Annotated in this window: 17 protein-coding genes and 1 pseudogene; 8 read left to right on the top strand and 10 right to left on the bottom strand. The window is 72.2% G+C overall.

What is annotated here, in order from left to right:
• Positions 1–29: 29 nt before the first annotated feature.
• Together rffA and ACS3YM_RS06405 are read left to right on the top strand one after the other, a co-directional pair.
• Entirely contained in the window at positions 30–1,226 is a 1,197-nt protein-coding gene (gene rffA / locus ACS3YM_RS06410) for a dTDP-4-amino-4,6-dideoxygalactose transaminase (protein WP_439939240.1), read from the top strand.
• Complete coding sequence (locus tag ACS3YM_RS06405; RefSeq protein WP_439939239.1) at positions 1,223–1,978, top strand: class I SAM-dependent methyltransferase; 756 nt, start codon at positions 1,223–1,225, stop codon at positions 1,976–1,978. Before rffA ends, ACS3YM_RS06405 begins: the two co-directional genes overlap by 4 nt.
• Here the strand turns inward: ACS3YM_RS06405 and ACS3YM_RS06400 are convergent.
• From ACS3YM_RS06400 to ACS3YM_RS06390, 3 genes are read right to left on the bottom strand one after another with little or no spacing between them, the layout of a single operon-like run.
• Positions 1,938–3,173, bottom strand: a complete 1,236-nt coding sequence (locus ACS3YM_RS06400; RefSeq protein WP_439939238.1) for a hypothetical protein — start codon at positions 3,171–3,173, stop codon at positions 1,938–1,940. The two genes, ACS3YM_RS06405 and ACS3YM_RS06400, sit on opposite strands and share 41 nt — an antisense overlap.
• Positions 3,170–4,741, bottom strand: coding sequence for a hypothetical protein (locus tag ACS3YM_RS06395; RefSeq protein ID WP_439939237.1), 1,572 nt, complete (start codon positions 4,739–4,741; stop codon positions 3,170–3,172). The genes ACS3YM_RS06400 and ACS3YM_RS06395 overlap by 4 nt, the downstream gene beginning before the upstream one ends.
• Before the next feature lie 9 nt (positions 4,742–4,750).
• Positions 4,751–6,130, bottom strand: coding sequence for a wax ester/triacylglycerol synthase family O-acyltransferase (locus ACS3YM_RS06390; protein WP_439939236.1), 1,380 nt, complete (start codon positions 6,128–6,130; stop codon positions 4,751–4,753).
• 120 nt (positions 6,131–6,250) lie between these two features.
• On the opposite strand from ACS3YM_RS06390, the gene ACS3YM_RS06385 reads away from it, so the two are divergent.
• Entirely contained in the window at positions 6,251–7,816 is a 1,566-nt protein-coding gene (locus tag ACS3YM_RS06385; protein ID WP_439939235.1) for a peptide chain release factor 3, read from the top strand.
• Here the strand turns inward: ACS3YM_RS06385 and ACS3YM_RS06380 are convergent.
• Together ACS3YM_RS06380 and ACS3YM_RS06375 are read right to left on the bottom strand one after the other, a co-directional pair.
• Entirely contained in the window at positions 7,782–10,118 is a 2,337-nt protein-coding gene (locus ACS3YM_RS06380) for a heavy metal translocating P-type ATPase (protein ID WP_439939234.1), read from the bottom strand. The genes ACS3YM_RS06385 and ACS3YM_RS06380 overlap by 35 nt on opposite strands.
• Positions 10,119–10,193: 75 nt before the next feature.
• A complete protein-coding gene (locus tag ACS3YM_RS06375) occupies positions 10,194–10,547 on the bottom strand; it encodes a cupin domain-containing protein (RefSeq protein ID WP_439939233.1) in 354 nt (117 codons plus the stop codon).
• 113 nt (positions 10,548–10,660) lie between these two features.
• Here ACS3YM_RS06375 and ACS3YM_RS06370 point away from each other — a divergent pair, with 113 nt between their 5' ends.
• Positions 10,661–11,776, top strand: coding sequence for a glycosyltransferase (locus ACS3YM_RS06370; RefSeq protein WP_439939232.1), 1,116 nt, complete (start codon positions 10,661–10,663; stop codon positions 11,774–11,776).
• Between the two features lie 30 nt (positions 11,777–11,806).
• Here ACS3YM_RS06370 and ACS3YM_RS06365 read toward each other — a convergent pair whose 3' ends face one another.
• Complete coding sequence (locus tag ACS3YM_RS06365; protein WP_439939231.1) at positions 11,807–12,250, bottom strand: ester cyclase; 444 nt, start codon at positions 12,248–12,250, stop codon at positions 11,807–11,809.
• A 126-nt stretch (positions 12,251–12,376) separates the two neighbouring features.
• Here ACS3YM_RS06365 and ACS3YM_RS06360 point away from each other — a divergent pair, with 126 nt between their 5' ends.
• The 3 genes from ACS3YM_RS06360 (at position 12,377) to ACS3YM_RS06350 (ending at position 15,149) form a co-directional block, all read left to right on the top strand.
• Positions 12,377–12,601 (top strand): hypothetical protein, encoded by a 225-nt coding sequence (locus ACS3YM_RS06360; RefSeq protein ID WP_439939230.1) that lies wholly within the window; start codon positions 12,377–12,379, stop codon positions 12,599–12,601.
• Positions 12,602–12,682: 81 nt separating this feature from the next.
• Positions 12,683–13,537: a slipin family protein gene (locus ACS3YM_RS06355; protein ID WP_439939229.1), complete on the top strand. Its 855-nt coding sequence runs from the start codon at positions 12,683–12,685 to the stop codon at positions 13,535–13,537.
• A gap of 103 nt (positions 13,538–13,640) precedes the next feature.
• Positions 13,641–15,149 (top strand): hypothetical protein, encoded by a 1,509-nt coding sequence (locus ACS3YM_RS06350; protein ID WP_439939228.1) that lies wholly within the window; start codon positions 13,641–13,643, stop codon positions 15,147–15,149.
• Between the two features lie 117 nt (positions 15,150–15,266).
• On the opposite strand, the pseudogene ACS3YM_RS06345 reads toward ACS3YM_RS06350, so the two are convergent.
• Positions 15,267–16,166 (bottom strand): annotated as a pseudogene (locus tag ACS3YM_RS06345) (IS1595 family transposase); the annotation flags it as partial.
• A 93-nt stretch (positions 16,167–16,259) separates the two neighbouring features.
• On the opposite strand from ACS3YM_RS06345, the gene ACS3YM_RS06340 reads away from it, so the two are divergent.
• Positions 16,260–17,624: a DUF222 domain-containing protein gene (locus tag ACS3YM_RS06340; RefSeq protein ID WP_439939227.1), complete on the top strand. Its 1,365-nt coding sequence runs from the start codon at positions 16,260–16,262 to the stop codon at positions 17,622–17,624.
• Between the two features lie 25 nt (positions 17,625–17,649).
• Here ACS3YM_RS06340 and ACS3YM_RS06335 read toward each other — a convergent pair whose 3' ends face one another.
• From ACS3YM_RS06335 to ACS3YM_RS06325, 3 genes are all read right to left on the bottom strand, one after another.
• Positions 17,650–17,874 carry a hypothetical protein gene (locus ACS3YM_RS06335; RefSeq protein ID WP_439939226.1) on the bottom strand — a complete coding sequence of 75 codons (225 nt, stop codon included), beginning with the start codon at positions 17,872–17,874 and terminating at the stop codon, positions 17,650–17,652.
• Between the two features lie 111 nt (positions 17,875–17,985).
• A complete protein-coding gene (locus tag ACS3YM_RS06330; protein WP_439939225.1) occupies positions 17,986–19,320 on the bottom strand; it encodes an erythromycin esterase family protein in 1,335 nt (444 codons plus the stop codon).
• Positions 19,317–20,654, bottom strand: a complete 1,338-nt coding sequence (locus ACS3YM_RS06325) for a phosphoribosyltransferase family protein (RefSeq protein ID WP_439939224.1) — start codon at positions 20,652–20,654, stop codon at positions 19,317–19,319. The genes ACS3YM_RS06330 and ACS3YM_RS06325 overlap by 4 nt, the downstream gene beginning before the upstream one ends.
• Between the last annotated feature and the right edge of the window lie 128 nt (positions 20,655–20,782).

Genomic DNA, 20,782 nt, shown 5'->3' with positions numbered 1-20,782 from the left:
ACAGTCATGACGAGAGGGAGGTGCCGGTGGTGGCACAGCTGCAGCAGCCCGAGATCGAGTCCGAGCAGGAGCTGCCGGACATCCCGTTCAACCTGCCCGCGGTGGAGGGGCGCGAGCTCGAGCACGTGCAGGCAGCCGTGCGCGGCGGGCACCTGTCCTCCGGTGGCGAGTTCGCGCACCGCACGGCCGAGATCCTGGCGGCCGACACCGGCTCGCCCGAGGTGCTGATGACCACCTCGTGCACGGCGGCGCTCGAGCTCTCGGCGATGCTCATGGACCTGAAGGAGGGCGACACGGTGATCGTGCCGTCGTTCACCTTCACCAGCACCGGGCTCGCGTTCGCCCGCCAGGGTGCCGGCCTGGTCTTCTGCGACATCGAGCCCGTCACCCTGGGACTCGACCCCGCCCATCTCGCCAGCCTGCTCGACGACCACGTGCGGGCGGTCGTCGTCGTGCACTACGCCGGCGTCGCCTGCGACATGGAGGGGATCCGCGCCGTCCTGGCCGACCGGCCCGACGTCCGGCTCGTCGAGGACAACGCCCACGGCCTCTTCGGCCGCTGGCGCGACGAGCCGCTCGGCAGCCTGGGACGGTTCGCGACGCTGAGCTTCCACGAGACCAAGAACTTCGTGTGCGGCGAGGGCGGCGCCCTCGTGCTCAACGACCCCGAGGACGTCGACCGGGCGCGGGTGCTCTACGACAAGGGCACCAACCGCCACGCGTTCATGCTCGGCCAGGTCGACAAGTACACCTGGAAGGACACCGGGTCCTCCTTCGGCATGTCCGACGTGCTGGCCGCCTACCTCCTCGGCCAGCTCGAGCAGCGCGAGGCGGTCCAGGCCAAGCGGCGACACCTCCACGAGCGCTACGAGTCCGCGCTGGCCCCGCACACCGAGGAGCTGGGCTTCGAGGTGATGCGGGTGCCCGAGGACCGGCGACCCGCGCACCACATGTACTACGTCCTGCTGTCGCACCGCGACCGCCGCAACGACGTGCTGGAGCTGATGCGCAAGACCGGCGTGCAGGCGACGTTCCACTACCAGCCGCTCCACACGTCCGAGGCCGGCAGGAGCTTCGCGGCCCGTACGACGGAGTGCCCGGTGTCGCAGGACGTCAGTGACCGGCTGCTGCGGATGCCGTTCTACAACAACCTCTCCGACCCCGACGCCGACCGGGTGGTCGCCGCCTTCCTCGACGCCGCTACCGCCACCCTGCCCGACCGGTGAGCAGCGATCCGGCCGGGCCCCGCTCGCAGCCGGGCTCGTCGTCGCTGCGGCGCGAGGGCTACTGGTGGCACCGCGCCCGTGCCGACCTGCTCGACGCCGTGATGTCCCCGCACCTGGCGGCGCCGCGCCGCACGCTCGACGTGGGGAGCGCCGACGCACCGAGCGTGGGCTGGATGCGCGGTGCCCAGCAGCACGTCAGCCTGGACCTGTTCCCCGACGGGCTGCGGCCCGGTGAGGGCGTCGTCGGGTCGGCGACCGAGCTGCCCTTCGCCGACGACACCTTCGACGTGGTCTCGGCCTTCGACGTCGTCGAGCACTGCGCCGACGACGTGCGGGCGGTCGCCGAGCTGGTGCGCGTCCTGGCACCGGGCGGCCGGATGCTTCTCTCGGTCCCGGCCTACCAGTGGGCATGGTCCGACCACGACGTGCAGGCGGGCCACCACCGGCGCTACACGCGACCGGGGATCGTGGGCCTGGTCGAGGGTGCCGGCATGCAGGTGCTGCGGGCGACGTACGCCTTCGGCGGGGTGTTCCCGCTCTTCGTGGCCGAGCGGCTGCGCCGGCGCCTGCGCCCGGCTCCGGTCGGCGACTCGCGTCTCCCGCAGGTGTCCCCGACGACGGACCGCGCGCTGACAGGCGTGTGCGGCGTCGAGGCCCGTCTGCTGCGACACGCCGACCTGCCCTTCGGGTCGTCGGTGTTCGTCGCCGCCGTCAGGCCCGCGCGTCCCGACCGGCCCTCCGGCCGGTCCTGAGCACCGCTGAGGCGACCACGGCGAGGGCGACCGTGGCCGCGACCTCGGCGACGAGGAAGGCGACGACGACCCGGTCGAGCGGAGCCGCCGCCCCGAGTGCGAGGAGCGCCACCCCACCGGCCAGCAGGGCCACGGCCCATGCCCCGGCGACCCGGGCCGGACGGTCCTGGGCGAGGCCGCCGACCATCATCACGACGTTGACCAGTGCGAGGGCACAACCACTGGCGACGAGGGACGCCGGTCCGGCACCGACCTCGACGGTGTCGCCGAAGACCGCGCGCACCACCTCCGGTCCGACCCACCACCCCAGGAGGGCGGCCACCGCCACGGTCGCGGACCCCAGGACGACCAGGCGCCTGGCGAGCGAGCGCAGCGTGTCGACCTCCCCTGCCACGACGAGCCCGGTGACGGTGTGCGTGACCTGGGGCAGCACGCCCAGAACGACCATGTAGGGCGCCCGGAACAGCGCGAGGGTCGCGAAGAGCGCGGTCACCTCCGCGGGAGACCCGCCGAGCAACGCCAGGACCACCGCTCCCCCCGTCAGCACGCCCTGTGCCAGCAGCTGGCCCGTCGCGGCCCCGCCCAGGAAGGCGAGCGAGTCGGAGCGACCGACGCCGACTGCACCGAACCGCCAGGCCGAGGGCCACAGCGCCACCAGCGAGCCGGCCACCAGGCAGAGCCCGTGGGCCACCGGGTCGCGGACGTCGACGAGCAGGAGCACCCCGACGAGCAGGCACCGCAACGCGTTCTCGGCGACCAGGCTCCAGGCGACGGCCGCCATCCGCCCCCGCCCCGCCAGCCCGCCGCGGAGCACCCCGACGGCCGCCGAGCCCACCACCACCAGGACCACGAGGACCGGGAACCAGGCGTCCCCGCGGCCGAAGAGCCGCTCGCGCAGCACCCAGGCGAGCACCCCGGCGGCCGCCGCCACAGCCACCACGACGGTCGTGACGCGGCGCGCCGAGCTGCGGACGTCTCCCTCGTGCCCGGCTGCGAAGCACCACGTGATCCAGTGCTGCAGCGGGAAGGTGAACGCCGCGCCGGCCAGTGCCCAGAGCGTCCAGAGCACCGACACCGGTGCGGCCGTGGTCGCACCCAGCCCGCGGGTGACGAGCGCGAAGAGGAGGTAGGCCAGGAGCCCGCTGACGACCGAGCCGGCGGCGAGCAGGACCGGGGTGCGGAGCGAGCGGCTCATCCCGTCGACTCCTCCGGCTGGGCCAGCGGACTGCTCGGGTCGTAGCCGGCGGCCTGGCGCAGCGCCGCGATCGTGTCGGCGCCCAGCGACGCGCGGGCGTACCAGTCCCACAGCGGCGCGCTGCCGACGTAGACGTAGCCCGGCTGGAGGGAGCTCCGCCAGCGCAGTGACACCGTCTCCCCCACCGCGACGAGGTCCGACTCGTCGGCCACGAGGTCCCGCTGGAAGCCGTCGAGGCCTCCCGGCCAGGTGTCGTCCATGTAGTCCTGGAGCCCGCTGCGGAACATCTGGTAGCGCGTGGGGTTGGTGCGACCGGTGAGCACCAACGGCTGCGGCGCCTCGATCGAGGTGATGGTGGCGCCGTCAGGGAGCGTCGCGAGCACCGCGGCCGTCGCCTCCCGCTGCTCGTCGAGCCCGTGGTTGCGGGTGCCCAGCGAGTAGTCGAGCGCGAGCACGACGGCGGTCACCGCGAGCACCGCTGCCACCACGGCTCGTGGCCGCGCGGCGAGCCGGTGCACGGCCACCGCGTAGGCGGACCCCAGGCCCAGCGCCGCGAACGGGAGCACCGGGAACAGGTCGGCCCAGGCGTCGTACTCCTGCAGGATCCACCACAGGCCGGCGCCGAGGCCTGCCGTCATCGCGGGGAGTACTGCCAGGCCCGGCACCGCGGTGCGGGCGCGACGGGACACGGCGGCCAGGGAGACGAGCGCCAGCAGGACGGCGCCCGCGAGGAGCAGCCACACCGTGACCCCGTAGGCGGCGTGCAGGTCGACCCAGACGTCGTCACGGTCCACGGTCAGCGGGTTGGGGACGGTGTAGCGGCGGTTGATCCCGTAGAAGCCGTCGTACGCCGCGCGCAGCGACCCGGCGAGCGCGAACCACACGCCCAGGAGGAGGACGGGGGCAAGCCCCCCGGCCGCGACCCGGAGCAACGACGTCAGCCGTCGCTCGGGCGCGAGCAGCAGCACGCCGACGACGACGGCGGTGAAGGTGCTGAAGAAGGCCGTCTGGAGGCACAGGGTCGCCAGGCTGGTCAGCACGCCGGCGGTGAACCACCGCCGGTGGGTGATCGCCCACAGGGCACCGAGGACGAACAACGCCATGGGCGTCTTCTCGCGTGGCCCGCTCGAGGCGTACTGGATGAAGCCGTGGATGGCGAGCATCCCGCCCGCGGTCACCAGGCCGGCGCCGCGCGAGCGGAACAGGTCGCGGCCGAGCAGGTAGGCGACGCAGACGGCTGCGGTGGCGATGAGCATGAAGACCACGCGCATCGTCACCACGTCGTCCCACCCCCCCGCGCGCGCCACCAGCGCTCCCACTCCCGGCAGCACGTGGGCCAGCGGACCCGCGCGGTTGAGCACGCCGAGGTAGGGAGGGACGCCGTCGGCGACCTGCTGGCCCGCGTAGCTGTAGATCCCGAGGTCGCGCGTCAGCGTGCCGTGGAAGCCGTGCAGGACGTAGACGACGACCGACACGAGCGCCACCAGTGGCACCAGCGGGTCGGCGCCGCGGAGCCGCGAGACCCAGCCGGGGCGGACGCCGTCGGACCGGTCGGGGCGAGGGGGCACGCGCACACCCTACGGACCAGGGTGTGCCTCGGTGAGCAGCCGGATCCGCTCGAGCGCGGCGGAGAAGCCCTCGACGACCTCCTCGTGGTCGGGGACGAGGCCGGCGTCGGCAGCGATCCCGACGAAGACCTTCCCGTCGTAGCTGTAGATCGTGAAGGACATGACCTGGTCGGCGGTGAGCGGCGCCCAGCCCAGCATGCCCTCGACCTTGCGGCCCGCGACGTGGAGCGGCACGTCCGGTCCGGGCACGTTGGTCAGCACGCCGATCGCGCGGTTGGCGAGCAGGTCGACCGACGCGCGGTAGAGCCGCTTGTCCAGCCGGGCGATGAGCGCCTGGAGCCCGAAGTCCACGACAGCCTCGTGGCCCCGCTTGATCCGGTCCATCCGACGTCGTACGACCTCGAGCGCGCGCACCGGGTCGTCGATGCTCGTCGGCAGCTCGAGCTGCACCAGGGCGAAGCTGTTGCCGAGCACCACGGGCAGGGTGGGGTCGAACGGCTTCAGGTTGACGGGCACGTCCCACGTCACGCTGTGGCACACGGCTCCGTGCCGGCGCAGGTAGGTCCGCAGCGAGTCGGCCACGCACGTGACGAGCACGTCGTTCACCGTGACCGCGTGGGCACGGGCGATGGCCTTCACGTCGTCGAGGTCGATGGGTGGCGCCCACGCGATGGCCTTGTGCTCGCCGACCGTGCCTGTCCAGCAGGTGGAGTCGTTGCGCGTGCCCAGGACGAGCTTCCGGAGGGTGTCCACGTCACCGGTCGCCGAGCCGACCAGCGAGCCGACCAGCGACCCGGTGAGGGTGAGCGCGGTGTGGGCAGCGCCGGCCGGATTGGTCACCGCGCCCCGGGCGAGGAGCCGCGACGTGCCCGCGATGCCACGACGCGACGCTCGGGGCGCCGCGGGCGGTGCCACGATCCCCTCCGGTCCGGGGTCGAAGACGCTGAAGGCGAGCTGGACCATGCGGACGCCGTCGGCGATGGCGTGGTGGGCGCGGAACAGCACGGCGCTGCCACCGCGGTAGCCGTCGACGAGGACGGCACGCCACAACGGCTCGCTGCGGTCCAGCGGCACGGTGCGCTGCGCGGCGATCAGAGCCTGCAGCTCGGCGTCACCACCCGGCTCCGGCAGCCTCACGTGCTCGTAGCGGTCCTCGGGGTCGGCACCGGGCTGCTCCTCCCACCACCAGGCGCCGTCGTCGCCACGGACCACCACGCTGCGGAAGACGGGGAAGCGGTCCCACAGCCGTTCCCTCGCCACGTCCCGGTAGCGGTCCCAGTCGATCGGGGCGGCCGTCCAGAAGAGGCTGTCGACCACCATCAGGTTGCCCGGCTCGTCCATCTCCAGCCAGAGCGCGTCCTGGACGCCCAGCCGTTGTCGTCCGCCCATCACGCGTGCTCCTCCTCCCCCGCACCCCCAGTCTTCCGCCGGCCGAACAGCCTCGACAGGGACCAAGGTCACGAGGTCGGCGAAGCGGCTGTCCGGGCGCGCGGCCGGTAGATTCGCTCGGTGCCCGACACCCGCCCCCGCCGTACGTTCGCCGTCATCAGCCACCCCGACGCGGGCAAGTCGACCCTCACCGAGGCGCTCGCCCTGCACGCGAGGGTGATCACCGAGGCCGGGGCCGTGCACGGCAAGGGCGACCGCCGCGCCACGGTGTCGGACTGGATGGCGATGGAGAAGGCGCGCGGCATCTCGATCACGTCCGCGGCGTTGCAGTTCGTCTACCGCGACCACGTGATCAACCTCGTCGACACCCCCGGCCACAGCGACTTCTCCGAGGACACCTACCGCGTGCTCTCGGCCGTCGACTCCGCGGTGATGCTCGTCGACGCCGGCAAGGGGCTCGAGCCGCAGACGCTCAAGCTGTTCAAGGTGTGCGCGCTGCGCGGCATCCCGGTGATGACGGTGATCAACAAGTGGGACCGTCCGGGGCTCTCGGCGCTCGAGCTGATGGACCTCATCCAGGAGAAGATCAAGCTGCGGCCCACGCCCCTCACCTGGCCGGTCGGCGAGGCGGGCGACTTCCGCGGCGTCCTGGACCGCCGGACGGGCGAGTTCGTGAAGTACACCCGCACCGCCGGTGGGGCCACGCGCGCACCCGAGCGGCGGATGTCGTCCGACGAGGTGGAGGAGGACGACGTACGTCTCTGGGCGGACGCGGTCGAGGAGCACGAGCTGCTCACCCTCGACGAGGCCGACCACGACCAGGACCGCTTCCTGGCCGGCGAGACGACGCCGGTCATGTTCGCCTCGGCCCTGCAGAACTTCGGCGTCGCGCAGCTGCTCGACCTGCTGCTCGACATCGCTCCGGACCCCAGCGCCACCCCGGGCGTGGACGGCTCGGTGCGCGAGGTCGACGACGAGTTCAGCGCGTTCGTCTTCAAGGTGCAGTCGGGGATGAACAACGCGCACCGCGACCGTCTCGCCTACGCCCGCGTCGTGTCGGGCACCTTCGAGCGCGGCATGGTCGTCACCCACGCCACGACCGGTCGCCCCTTCGCGACGAAGTTCGCCCAGTCGGTCTTCGGTCGTGACACCGCTGCGGTCGAGAGCGCGGAGCCGGGCGACATCATCGGCTTCGTCAACGCCCAGGCCCTGCGCGTCGGCGACACGGTCTACGTCGGCGACGCCATCGAGTACCCGCCCGTGCCGAGCTTCGCGCCCGAGCACTTCGTCACCGCCAGCGCCGGCGACATCGGCCGCTACAAGCAGTTCCGTCGCGGGATCGAGCAGCTCGACCAGGAGGGCGTGGTGCAGGTGCTGCGCTCGGACCTGCGCGGCGACCAGAACCCCGTGCTCGCCGCGGTCGGTCCGATGCAGTTCGAGGTCGTCGAGGACCGGATGACCAACGAGTTCAACTCCCCCATCCGCTTCTCCCGGCTCGACTACCAGGTCGCGCGCCGCACGGACGCTGCCGGCGCCACGGCCCTCGCGGGCATGCGCGGCGTCGAGGTGCTCGAGCGTAGCGACGGCACCCACCTGGCGCTGTTCGTCGACCAGTGGCGCGCGATGGTCACCGCCCGCGACAACCCCGACATCATGCTCGAGGCTCTGCCGGCGGGCGGGAGCTGACCAGCCGCGACGCCTCGGCCGGCGGCAGCAGGCTGTGGGCCGTCTCGTCCTCCTGCGCGTTGTGCAGCCGCAGCACGCCGTACAAGCCGTAGAGCAGCCTCCGCACCTCGACCATGTCCTCGGGCTGCGCGCCCTCGTCGGGGATGTCGCCGAGCAGCCGCCCGAGCCGTCCGACCTGGTGCTCGATCTCGGCGTGCGTCCTCGTCAGGGCGTACGTCGCGGGCGCGCCGAGCGCGCGGGCGACGAGCGGCACCAGCTGGGCCTGGTCGGCGTGCTCGTGGGTGAGCAGGACGGTGCGCAACCGGTCCAGGAGCCCGCGCACCGGCACGAGGTCGGGCGCCTGGGTGCTGATCTGGTCGGCCACCGCACGGATCTCCTCGACCACGACCAACGACGCCTCGTGCTGGGCGCGCAGCTCGTGGCCCATGACCACGTCGGCGTGCGGCAGCGTCACCGTGTGCGTGCGCCCCGGCAGCACCGCCCGCAGCGCCAACCCGATGGCCAGCACGTCGATCCCCTCCTGCAGCACCGCGCCCGCGGCGGGAGGCAGGAGGCCCGCCGCGGCCGCCGCCATCGCCAGCAGTGACAGGCCCATCCCGATGCCCACCGCCTGCCGCGCGATGCGTCGCGACCGTTGGGCGATGAGGATGGCGTCGGCCAGGGCGTCCACCCGGTCGACGGTCAGCACGACGTCGGCCGCCTCCGAGGAGGCCGTCGCCCCGCGCGCGGCGAGCGCGACGCCGACGTCCGCGGCGGCCAGCGCGGGCGCGTCGTTGACCCCGTCGCCCACCATCATCACGACGTCGGCCTCGCGCTCCGCGTGGATCACCGCCAGCTTCTCGCCCGGGTCGCACTCCGCGTTCACGGCGTCGGTCCCGACGATCCTGCCCACGGTCTCGGCGGTGTCCGCGCGGTCGCCGGTGACCAGGACGACGCGCCGGATCCCCGCCTCGCGCAGGCCGTGGACCATGCGGGGCGCGTCGGGCCGGATGACGTCCTCGAGGAGGAACGCCCCGGCCGCCTCCCCGTCGACCGAGGCGAACACCGTCATCGAGCCGTCCAGGCTGGCGCGACGGCGCGCCCGCTGGGCCCAGGCCGGGGCGGGGTCGGGGACGATCCACGCGCGCTTGCCCAGGGCCACCTGGCGCCCGCCGACCGTCCCGCTGAGCCCGTAGCCGTGCTCCTCGACCACCTCGGTGGGCAGCTCGAGGTCCAGACCACGGGCGGTGGCGGCCGAGACGATCGAGGTGGCGAGCACGTGCGGCGACATCTGGTCGAGCGACGCGGCCAGGCGCAGCAGCTCGTCGGCGGTGAGGTCGCCGCCCGCCATGACCGTGCCGACGAGCTGGGGCCGGCCGCGGGTCAGGGTGCCGGTCTTGTCGAACATGATGACGCGAGCAGCAGCAAGGCGCTCCAGGGCACCGCCACCCTTGATGACCACGCCGACACGGGTCGCCCGGGACAGACCGGAGATGTAGGCGATGGGGGCCGCGAGCAGCAGCGGGCACGGGGTGGCCACCACCAGCACGGCGACGGCGCGCACCGGGTCCCCGGTCAGCGCCCAGGCGCCGCCGGCGAGCAGGAGGGTGAGCGGGACGAACACCACGGCGAGGCGGTCGGCGAGGCGCACGAACGGCGCGGACGCGGCCTGGGCCTGCTCCACCAGCCGCACCAGTCCGGCGTACGTCGACTCGCTGGCCGCCGCGGTGGCCAGCAGGTCGAAGGGCGCCCCGGCGTTGACTGCACCGCTGCGCGCCGTGCCGCCGGCCGGCTGCTCGACCGGCAGGGGCTCCCCCGTCAGGGCCGACTCGTCGAGCGTGGCCGGCGTGAGGAGCCGGCCGTCCACGGGGACCACCTCTCCGGTGCGGACCAGGAGGGTGTCGCCGGTGGCCACCTCGTCGACGGAGACCTCGACCAGGCCGTCGGCGACCCGGCGGCGGGCCGTGCGCGGCGACCGCTCCAGCAGGAGGCGCAGCTCGCGGCGGGCGCGCGCATCGGCGCGGGCGTCGAGCAGCTGCCCGGTCGCGAGCATCACGGTGATGACCGCGCCCGCGAAGTACTCCCCCACCGCGATCGCGCCGCCGAGGGCCAGCAGCGCGATCACGTCCACCGTCGGCCGGTGCCGCCTCACCGCGCCGGCGGTCGAGGCGAGCGCGACGGCGAGGCCGCCGGCCGTCCCGACCAGCCAGAGGACGTCGGCGGCGTCACGGCTGTCGACGAGCCAGAGGACGCCTCCGAGGGCAAGGAGCAGCGTCGAGCCTGCGAACAGCAGGACCGCGAGGCGTGCCCGACCTGCCTCCATGCCTTCAGGTCACCCGACAACGGGCGACCGGGCAAGGGCCATCGTCCACGCAGGCGGGGGGCCGATCGACCCTCGTCAGGCGGGCTTGGCGTAGGCCGCGACCCCGGTGTCGATGAGCACGCACGGCTCGTCGCCCTCGGTCCACGCGTCGTGGCCGGGGTCGAGGTCGATGACGTCGCCGGGGCCGATGCTGATCTCCTCGCCACCGTCCGACCTGACGGTCATCCGACCGGAGATGCAGTAGCCCGTGTGGTGGACCTGGCACGAGTCGGTGCCGGCGATCGGCTTGACGTCCTCCGACCAGCGCCAGCCCGGCTCGAAGACGCCCCGGCCCACGGTGAAGTCGCCCAGGGTGACCACGTCCATGTGGCCGTGGTCGCGGAACGGGCGTCGCTCGTGCGGGGTGTCGATGTTCTGCTTGTCGGACATGGGCTGCTCCTCTGGTGGTTCCCCGCAGCACCACGATGCTCCGTCGTCCGGGCGGAAGCCATCCCGAAGATGGGGGAACGCGCGGGAGGCCCCCGCGGTCCTATGGTCGGGAGGTGAAGGTCGTCCTCGCGGCGCTGCCGGCGTTCGGTCACCTCTATCCCCTGGTGCCGCTGGCGCTCGCGCTCCAGCGGGCCGGGGCGACGGTGGTCTTCGCGACGGGCGAGGACTTCGCGAGCCGCCTGCCCGCGCGGACCGTACGAGGTGCCGAGGCGTCCTGGACCTTCGCCGACGCTCACGCGGAGGTCGCCCGACGGGGCATGCTGCGCGACTCCTCGGCCCCGGTCATCGAGCTCGCGACGGCGCTCTTCGTCGAGATCTGCGCGCCGCACGTCGTCGACGCCATGACCGACGTGCTCCGACGCGAGCGCCCGGACCTCCTCGTCTTCGAGCAGACCGACGTCGGGGCTGCGATGGCCGCCCGCGCGACCGGCGTACGAGCCGTGTGCCAGGCCGTGGTCGGCTGGGGTGAGATGTGGTCGGGCATCTACGACGCCGTGGCGGAGCGCGTGTCCGCGTCGCCGGGCGAGCTGGCCGAGGGACTCATCGACCCGCACCCGTCCTTCCTGGCCGAGCCCGGAGCGAGCCCACCGTTCCCCACCACGGCCATGCGGCCGACGGCATGGTCGCCGGACAGCCCCGTGCCGGGCTGGCTGCTCGAGCCGCGCACGGCGCCGCGGGCCTACCTGACGCTGGGGACGGTCTTCGGCAAGGTCGACGTCCTGCGGGCTGCGGCCCTCGAGATCGCCGGGACCGGGTGCGAGGTCCTGGTGGCGACCGGACCGGGTGTCGAACCCAGCGACCTCGGCGACCTGCCGCCCGCGGTGCACGTCGAGCAGGAGGTGCCGCAGGCGCAGCTGCTTCCCCACGTCGACGTCGTGGTGCACCACGGCGGCACCGGCACGGTCATCGGGGCCCTCGCCCACGCGCTGCCACAGGTCGTCATGCCACAGGGCGCCGACCAGTTCTGGAACGCCGAGCACCTCGCCACCGAGGGGGCCTGTCGCGTGGTGCCCCCGGGAGCACCGCCCGGGTCGGTCGCCTCGGCCGCAGCCGCCGTGATCGGCGAGCGCGCCCCCGAGCGCGCGGCCGCCAGGCGGCTCCGTGACGTCATCGACGCGATGCCGAGCCCGGACGAGGTCGCGCGACAGCTCCACGGGACGGCGGGCTGACCGGGCTGGCGCCGGTGGTGCGTCCTACATCTACCTCTGCTGGGATGCCGTCTGCTCGGCTCCGAGGCCGAGCTGAGCCATCATGGATCCGGAGTCGAAGTACGTCCTCTGACTCTGGACCTTGCCGTCCTTGAACTCCATGACGTCACAGAGCTGCAGGGTCAGCGACCGTCCGGTCGCCGGGATCTCTCCCATGCTGGTGACCAGGGTCCCTGTGTGGGTGCCCCGGCCGGTGAACTCGACCACCACGTGGTCGCCCGACGCGATGACCCGGTCGATGGTCACCTTCCCGTCCGGGAAGCCGTCCGCCCACATCGTGTTGTACGCGCGTGAGCCGTCCGCGCCCTCGAAGGTGTCGCCCGAGCCGACGAGGGTGATCGTCGAGTCGGGGGCTGTCGCTTCGGCGATCTCGTCGAAGTTCCGCTCGTTCCACGCCTCGTGCAACCTGCGTGCGAGGTCTGCGTTGTCTGCCATGTGAGCCTCCGCTCTGGCGCCAGCCAGCCTCGGTCCACGCTAGACCCGCACCCAGTCGCGGGCAACGAGACGGGACAGCTCAAACAGGGGAAATTGGGTACCGTCGAGGAGAGAGAAGGTGGCGTGATGTTCAGGTCCAGGTACATGCCCTGCGGCGAGTGCGGTGCGTCCGTGGACCGGGCCGACGTCTCGCTCCACGAGTGCACGCCCGAGCGCCTCGCCGACTACCAGATGTTCGAGCTGCGCGACGACGTCGCGCAGCTGGAGACGCGGATGCGCCGCTACCTGGCGACGGCCGCGGGTCGGTTCGAGAGCTGGCTGGCCGCCCGGCACGTCCGGGGCGGGGCCTGAAGCTGCGGCTGCTGCTGCTGGAGGCGATCCGTCCGCCGGAGTACGCTCGATGACGAGGCTCTCATCACGACCGGAGTCGTCATGGACGTGCTGCTCTACTCACTCGGAGCGGTTGCCCTCGCCGGGGGCGTGCTGCTCGGGGCGAGCGCGCGCGTCGTGCAGCAGATCGAGCGCGGCGTCGTGTTCCGGCTGGGTCGGGCGCAGACCCAGCCGAGGACTCCCGGGTTCACCATGCTCATCCCCTTCGTGGACCGGATGAAGCGGGTCAACATGCAGGTGGTGACGATGCCGGTCCCGGCCCAGGACGGGATCACCCGGGACAACGTGACGGTGCGCGTCGACGCCGTCGTCTACTACCGGGTGATCGATCCGCTCAACGCGGTCGTCCAGGTCCAGGACTACGGCTTCGCGATCGCCCAGGTGGCGCAGACGTCGCTGCGCTCGATCATCGGCAAGAGCGACCTCGACGAGCTGCTGTCCAACCGCGAGCACCTCAACCAGGGCCTCGAGGTGATGCTCGACAGCCCGGCCGCGTCCTGGGGCATCGAGATCGACCGGGTGGAGATCAAGGACGTCGCCCTGCCCGACTCGATGAAGCGCTCGATGTCGCGCCAGGCGGAGGCCGAGCGCGAGCGCCGGTCCCGCATCATCACCGCGGACGGTGAGTTCCAGGCATCGCAACGGCTCTCCGAGGCGGCGACCGTCATGGCGGCCACCCCGGCCGCGCTCCAGCTGCGGCTGCTGCAGACGATGGTCGAGGTGGCGGCCGAGAAGAACTCGACCCTCGTGCTGCCGTTCCCCGTCGAGCTCCTGCGCTACTTCGAGGCCGTTGCGACGGACCTGTCCACCCCGCCCCGCGGCCAGGCCTCAGCCGAGGACACGGCGATACCGCCCTCGCCACCGGCCGTACGCGAGCCGCACGAGGCGTCGGGTTAGCCGCATTCCCCGCGGACGTCGGTGTCCTTCGCTAGCGTGACCGGACCTGCCGTCGTGCTGGACGACGCGCGTCGACCCATCGGACAAGCACGGGGGACCACCAATGGCTGAAGAGGCATGGCACGAGGCACGCCTGATTCCCACCTCGGGCATCAACGGCGCTGAGGAGCAGGAGCGGCGCGCGACCTCGGCACTCTTGGCGGTGTTGTCGGCTGTCCGCGAGTTCGGGCGTGGTTTCGTGCAACCTTTCGGTGCCCCGAGCGGGACGATCGAGTGCTTCATCGAAGTCCCGTTCGTCCTGGGTGAGCGCCGCTTGTACCCGGATGGACTCATCAGGGTCTCTCGCGGCGCCAAGACATGGACCGCGCTGGTGGAGGTCAAGACAGGCCCCAACCAGCTGGCTCCCGAGCAGCTGGAGAACTACCTCGACATCGCCCGCGAGCACAACTACGACGCCGTCATCACCATCTCCAACGAGATCCCGGCCGTGGCCGGCCAGCATCCGACCAAGGTCGACAAGCGCAAGCTCAAGAAGGTCGCCCTGCACCATGTCTCGTGGTCGCAGGTGCTCGCTGAGGCGGTCATGCAGAAGGAGTTCCGCGGTGTCGCGGACCCGGACCAGGCCTGGATCCTCGGAGAGCTGATCCGATACCTCGAGCACCGCAAGTCCGGAGCGCTGGAGTTCGACGACATGGGCGAAGCGTGGGTCGGGGTGCGGGACCAGGTCGCCGCCGGCACCTTGCGCGCCTCGGACAAGGGCATCGCCGAGGTGGTGGCCCGCTTCGACGCCCTGCTCCGATTCGCCAGTCTGCAGCTGGGGCGCCAGCTCGGCACCGAGGTTGTCCCCGTCCTCACCCGCAAGGAAGCCGCCGACCCCGTGGTGCGCGCCCAAGCGCTGACGCAGATGTTGTGCACCACGGGAGAGCTGTCAGGGGCCATTCGTATCCCTGGCACCGTGGGTCATCTGGTCGTGACCGCAGACCTGCGCGCGGGCAAGGTCACCTGCCATGTCGACGTCGACGCTCCCAAGGAGGGCCGAGCCACGACACGGGTGAACTGGTTGATCCGCCAGCTCAAGAACGCATCTGACAACACGCGAGTCGAGGCGTTCGTCGCCCACGCACGTGGGTCGCAGGCGGCCGAGCTCCTGAGCACCGTGCGGGAGAACCCTGCTGCGCTCGTTCTCGACCCGTCGAAGGAGCTCCGCTCGTTCCGACTGGCGGTCACCTCGACGCTCGGCACCAAGCGTGGCCGGGGGCGCGGTTCGTTCATCGACTCAGTTCTCTCTTCCGTAGACGGCTTCTACGGCGACGTGCTCGGCTCACTACGAGCCTGGGCCGCCGCGCCTCCCAAGCTGCGCCCGGTTCACGTCGAACCACCCGAGCTCGACGACACCGTCCCCGCCGCTCTGGCGTCGACCGACTACTCCTCACAGGACGGCGCCGCGGAACCTGATCCGGCGGGCAGCCACACGCATCTCGCCGTGGCAGCAGCCTCGGAGCACCGGACGGGTGTCGTGGTCGGCGCGGCTGGCCACCTGGATGAGGACATCGATGGTCCCAGCGAGAGGGCCATCTCGTCTGAACCGTCGCCCGGACCGCTGCCGGAGTAGCCACCTGGGCCGACGAGATCAGCTCTGTGGAGGACGACTCTCCACTGTCGGTGGCCTTCCGTAGGGTCGAACGCATGACCTGCATCTCTGCTTGAGTGCAGTTGGCGCTCAGCCGCCGATCAAGTCCTTCAACGGATGGGGATCGGTGTCGACTGCCTGCTGGAGCAGGCGGTAAAAGAGCATCCCTCGGGCTCGTGAGTTGCGCCGGTTGAACCGGAAGGTGAACTCGTCGAGGTAGTAGGGCAGGTGCGCCTGGCTCAGTCGATAGTGCAGCGTGCCGGCGGTCCATCGCTTCAACAGTGAGGACACCAGGTGGGGTCCGGGCATGACAGCGTCACGATCCTCCACTGCGTAGCTGTTCTTGGTGCTCGGCGTGGCCTCGTGCGGGTAGCCGAGGCCCGGGAAGCGCTGGAACATGCGGGCGCCGTCGGTGTGGATCGTGGTGCCGGGGGCGATGACCTGAGTGGCGAATTCGATCATGTCGAGCCCGCCGACCTTGTCGGCGACCTCGAGCCGGACCCGGCCCAGGCGGCCGGCCGCGGTGCGCTCAACGGCGATAGTGATCGGGACCTTGTCGCTGCCTCCGCCGGCCTGACCTGCGGTTTTGCCGCCGAGGAAGCTCTGGTCCAGTTCCACGACGGGTGCGCCGTCCTGACCGCCAATCAGGTCTCGCTCAGGGCGCACCATCGCGCGACGGAGCTTGTGCAGCCAGGCCCACGCGGTCTCGTACGACCCGAACCCGAGGACGTCTTGCAGCCCTTGGGCTGACACCCCGTTCTTCTGCGAAGTCACCAGCCACACCGCGGCGAACCAGGTCGACAGCGGGGTGTGGGAACGGTGGAAGATCGTGCCGGCCGTCACCGAGGTCTTCAGGCCGCACTCGGCACACATCCGCAGATCCTTGGCCGTGCGCCAGTGCGATCCGCTGCCACAGGCAGGGCACGAGAAACCCTCCGGCCAACGCAGCCCAGCCAGATAGTCGCGACATGCCTGGTCATCGGGAAACCACTCCCGCATCTCCTGGAAGGTCCGCGGGTAGTCCGTGCCACCAACCGGGTGCTCGAGACTCACCCAACGAGGCTACTGCACTCAAGCAGAGATGCAGGACGCATGATCGAGCCTGGACGCATCGAAGGCGCCGCGACAGTGGCTCCGCTGCCGACGCGCCAGGCGGTCGAGGACTGGATCGCCGAGCTGCAGGGAGACGGTCGAGGACGCTCCGACGCCGAGCGGATCGACCTCATCGGCGCCCTCGAGCGCCTGAGCTGTGCCGCAGCGGGCGCCCAGGCGATCCTGACCACCGAGTTCGATGAGTCCCAGCGCGCAGCAGCCGCAGCAGCCGGCGTGCCCGCCGCACGCCAGGGCCGCGGGATCGCCGCACAGGTAGCACTCGCCCGACGCGAGTCGCCCCACCGCGGCGAGCGACACCTCGGCCTCGCAAAGATCCTGCGACGCGAGATGCCCCGCACACTCGCAGCACTCCGCTCCGGCCGGATCACCGAGTGGAAAGCCACCCTCATCGCCCGGGAGACCGCCTGCCTCGCGCGCGACGACCGCCGGCTCATCGACACCGAACTGGGCGCCGACCTCGACGCCCTGGAAGCCATGGGCGAACGCGAGCTCGCCCACACCGTCCGCGCCCGAGCCTGTGCCCTCGACCCCGCCTCGGTGGCCGAACGCCGCCGCCAGGCAGAGGCCGACCGGCACACCACCCTCCGGCCCGCGCCGGACACCATGACCTGGTTCGGCGCGCTGCTGTCGGTCAAGGCCGGCGTCGCGGTCCACGCCGTGCTCCACCGGGAAGCCGACCGCCTGCGCGCGGCCGGCGACCCGCGCCGCCGCGGGCAGATCATGGCCGACACCCTCGTCCAGCGCATCGTCTCCCCTCACCTGGCGGCCGTCACCGACGGCACCGAGCTGCCCATCGTCCTCAACCTGGTAGTGCCCGACACCGTGCTGCTCGGCGACGACACCGCCGGCGGCCACCTCGACGACTACGGGCCCGTCCCCGGAGACCTGCTGCGCGAGTGGATCGCCGACCACCTCGACGCCGACCTCGACGTGTGGGTGCGCCGGCTCTACGCCCGCCCCGACACCGGGGAGCTCGTCGCGATGGACTCGCGCGCCCGCCGTTTCACCGGCGCCTTGGCCCGGTTCCTACGCCTGCGCGACCAGACCTGCCGCACCCGCTGGTGCGACGCCCCGATCCGCCACCTCGACCACGCCGAGGACAACGCGCTGGGCGGCCCCACAGCCGCACACAACGGACAAGGCACCTGCGAGGCCTGCAACTACGCCAAGGAAGCCTCCGGATGGTCCGCCCGGCCACGCCCCGGCCCCCGACACACCATCGAGACCACCACCCCCACCGGCCACCGCTACCGATCCACACCACCGCCCATCAGACCGCTCATCAGACCGACAGCCAGGCCAGACATCCGCGTCGACCTGGCGTGGGCGCCGAAAGTGGCATGAGCGAACAGGTGAGACCGGACCCGTCCTAGTGCTCGGTGCCGGTCGGGACCGGGCACATGGGTTGCGGGCCGTCGAGGGCGACGTTCCAGTGCGACCGGACCATGAAGCAGGGCCGGCTGTACGGCTCCTCGGTGTCGCTGGTCGACCCGGCGTGGGCCGAGCCGGCGAGGGCGACGACGGCCACCGACGCGAGGATGGTCGAGAGGCCGATGGTGCGGGTGCGGGACGTGATGCAGCTGTGGACGTGCATGGTGGGCTCCTGAGATTCACGTGTGTCCCTGTGACCACCACGGTCCGCCTCGGAACCCCCGGCGTACATTCGCCGTCCTTCGTATTTCTGGCGCCGCGCCGCGCCTGGTCGTCAGAAGCCCGTGGGTTCGGTCTCGAGCTCGGGCTCGCGCGGCGGCGCCTCGTGGTGGAGGGGGCGGAGCGCGTGGGCACGCTCGAACCACACCAGCGCGTCGTAGCGACCGCCCATCACTGTCGGCACGTAGTTGCCCTGCTCCTGACGTGGGTCGTAGACCACGCCGATCGCACGGTGCCCCCTGCGCGTGGCGAGCCACGCACCTGCCGGGGCCGTGCCGAAGTCCAGCACGGCGGCGTGCCCGAGCGCCTGGTGGAGGAGGTCCTCGTGCGTGCCCCGTCTCGCCGTCGGCACCCGGAACACCTGCTCGGGCTCGCCCCAGGCCCGGGCGGCGACCACTGAGCCCTCGTACGCTGCGAAGCCCACCAGCGCCACGCCTTCGGCCCCGTGCCGTTCTCGCACGAGCTGGCCGACGTTGACGAGCCCACCGGCCGCCATGTCGGTCGCGCGGGCGTCGCCGACATGGGTGTTGTGCTCCCACACCAGCCCCTTGGACGCCGGGCCGAGGTGGAGGGCGAGCCGGTCGATGGTGGCGGCCATGTGCCGGTCGCGGATGTTCCACGACTCGCGGTCGCCCCGCACCATCACCCGGTAGTAGTGCTCGGCTCCGGCGGCGACCTCCGCGTTCTGTGCGACGTCGAACGCACGCTCGTCGAGCCCGGCAAGGTCAGCTGTACGCCGACGCACCTCCGTCAGCAGCCCGACCACCTCGCCCTCGCAGGACGCCGGCACCAGCCGCGTACTCCATGCGTAGTGGTGCGGGTCCTCGCCGTAGGGAACGAAGCACTGCCAGGCTCGCATCGCGGCCGGCAACGCGCGCGGCTCGTTGGCCTCGAGCCACGAGACGATGATCCGCAGCGAGTCCCACAGCGAGTAGACGTCCAAGCCGTAGAAGCCGACTCGGCGGTCGGGCGGGCGGGCCAGGTTCTCCTGGCGCAGCCAGTCGAGGAACTCCGCGACCTCGTGGTTGGCCCACATCCACGTCGGCCAGCGCTCGAAGTCGGCGAGCAGGTGCACGGCGTCGAGGTGCTGCTGCTCCTCCCCGCGCACCCACCGGTTGATCCGCGAGCAGTCGGGCCAGTCCCCCTCCACCCCGATCCAGGTGAAGCCGTGCTCCAGGATCAGTCGTCGGCTCAGCTCGGCCCGCCACTGGTAGAACTCGTGGGTGCCGTGTGACGCCTCCCCGAGGCAGACGAAGCGCTGCGGCCCCAGGCGATCGACGAGCGGGTCGAGGTCGTCGACGCCACGCAGGCTCCGGGCCAGCGACCTGATCTCCCCCAGCATCTCCCTCGGCGCATCGGCCTCGTGCGCCCCGTGGCGGTGCGGGCTCATCCGGCCTCCCTCCGAGCCGGGGCCAGCGGCCGGCCTCCCCCACCGAGCTCCTCGACGAACCAGTCACGAGCCAGGACGGCCGCGCGGGCGAGCGTCCCCGGCTCCTCGAAGAGGTGCCCGGCACCCTCGACGACGGCCAGCCGGCTGGGGCAGCGCAGCTGCGCGCGCGCCCGCTGGTTGAGCCTCAGCACCTCCGAGTCGCGACTGCCGACGATCAGGAGCGTGGGCGCTGCGACCAGGGGCAGCCGTGCGCCGGCGAGGTCCGGGCGCCCGCCCCGCGACACCACGGCGCCGATCGGTCGGGGCGACTCGGTGGCGGCCCACAAGGCCGCGGCGGCGCCGGTGCTGGCGCCGAACAGGCCGATCGGGAGGTCGGCGGTCTCGGGCCGGTCCTGCAGCCAGGAAGCGGCACCCGCCACCCGCTCGGCGAGGAGGCCGATGTCGAAGACGTTGCGCCGATCGCGCTCCTCCTCCGAGGTGAGCAGGTCCAGCAACAGGGTGCCGAGTCCCGCCTGCTGCAGCACCGAGGCGACGTACTGGTTGCGAGGGCTGTGCCGGCTGCTGCCACTGCCGTGCGCGAACACGACCATGCCGCGCGGCTGCGCGGGCACGTGCAGATGCCCCTCGAGCACCACCGTCCCGAGCCGGATCGCGACGTCGGCATCAACGGGCGGCACCGCGGTGTCGTGGCTGCTCGGTGCCCGCTCGGCGCGGTCGAGGAGTGCCACGACCTCCTCGTCGCTGGTGGCGCCGAAGTCGCGGTAGTGGTTGCCCACCGCCAGGAACGGGTCCGGCGTCTCCACGCAGACGACGTCGTCCGCCTCGGTCACGGCGCGCAGGGAGTCGGCCGGCGCCACGGGGACCGCCAGCACCACCCGCTCCGCGCCGAGGTGGCGTGCGACCTCGCACGCGACCCGGGCCGTCGCGCCGGTGGCGATGCCGTCGTCGACGACGACCGCGACCCGGCCGGAGAGGTCGACCGGCCCACGACCCCGCCGTAGTCGCGCCACCCGTTCGTCCAGGACCTGCCGCTCCCGACGCTCCACGGCGGCCAGCTCGGTCGCATCGACGCCCGCTCGCGCCACCAGGGCGCGGTCGAGCACCCGGTATCCCCCTTCGCCGATGGCGCCCATCGCGAGCTCGGGGTGCCAGGGGACGCCGAGCTTGCGTACGACGACCACGTCGAGCGGCGCGCCGAGCGACCGCGCCACCTCGAACGCCACAGGCACCCCGCCGCGCGGGATCCCGAGCACGACCACGTCGCGGCCGCGCAGGTGCTGCAGCCGGGCGGCGAGCCGTCGCCCCCCGTCTGCTCGGTCGAGGAAACCGCTCATGGCCACTCCCGCCCAGGTGATGACTGAGGTCGTTGTAGCCACCGTGCCTGCCCCGGCTGTACCGGACCAGAGCCGTTGGACCCGAGTCGATCAGGGGGCCGTCGCTCGACGAGCGGCGAGGTCGAGCT

It is taken from the genome of Nocardioides sp. N13(2025) (assembly GCF_051912545.1).
Taxonomy (GTDB): domain Bacteria; phylum Actinomycetota; class Actinomycetes; order Propionibacteriales; family Nocardioidaceae; genus Nocardioides.
The sequence above is the reverse complement of the archived record's forward strand: the minus strand, read 5'-3'. Positions and strand labels throughout refer to the sequence as shown.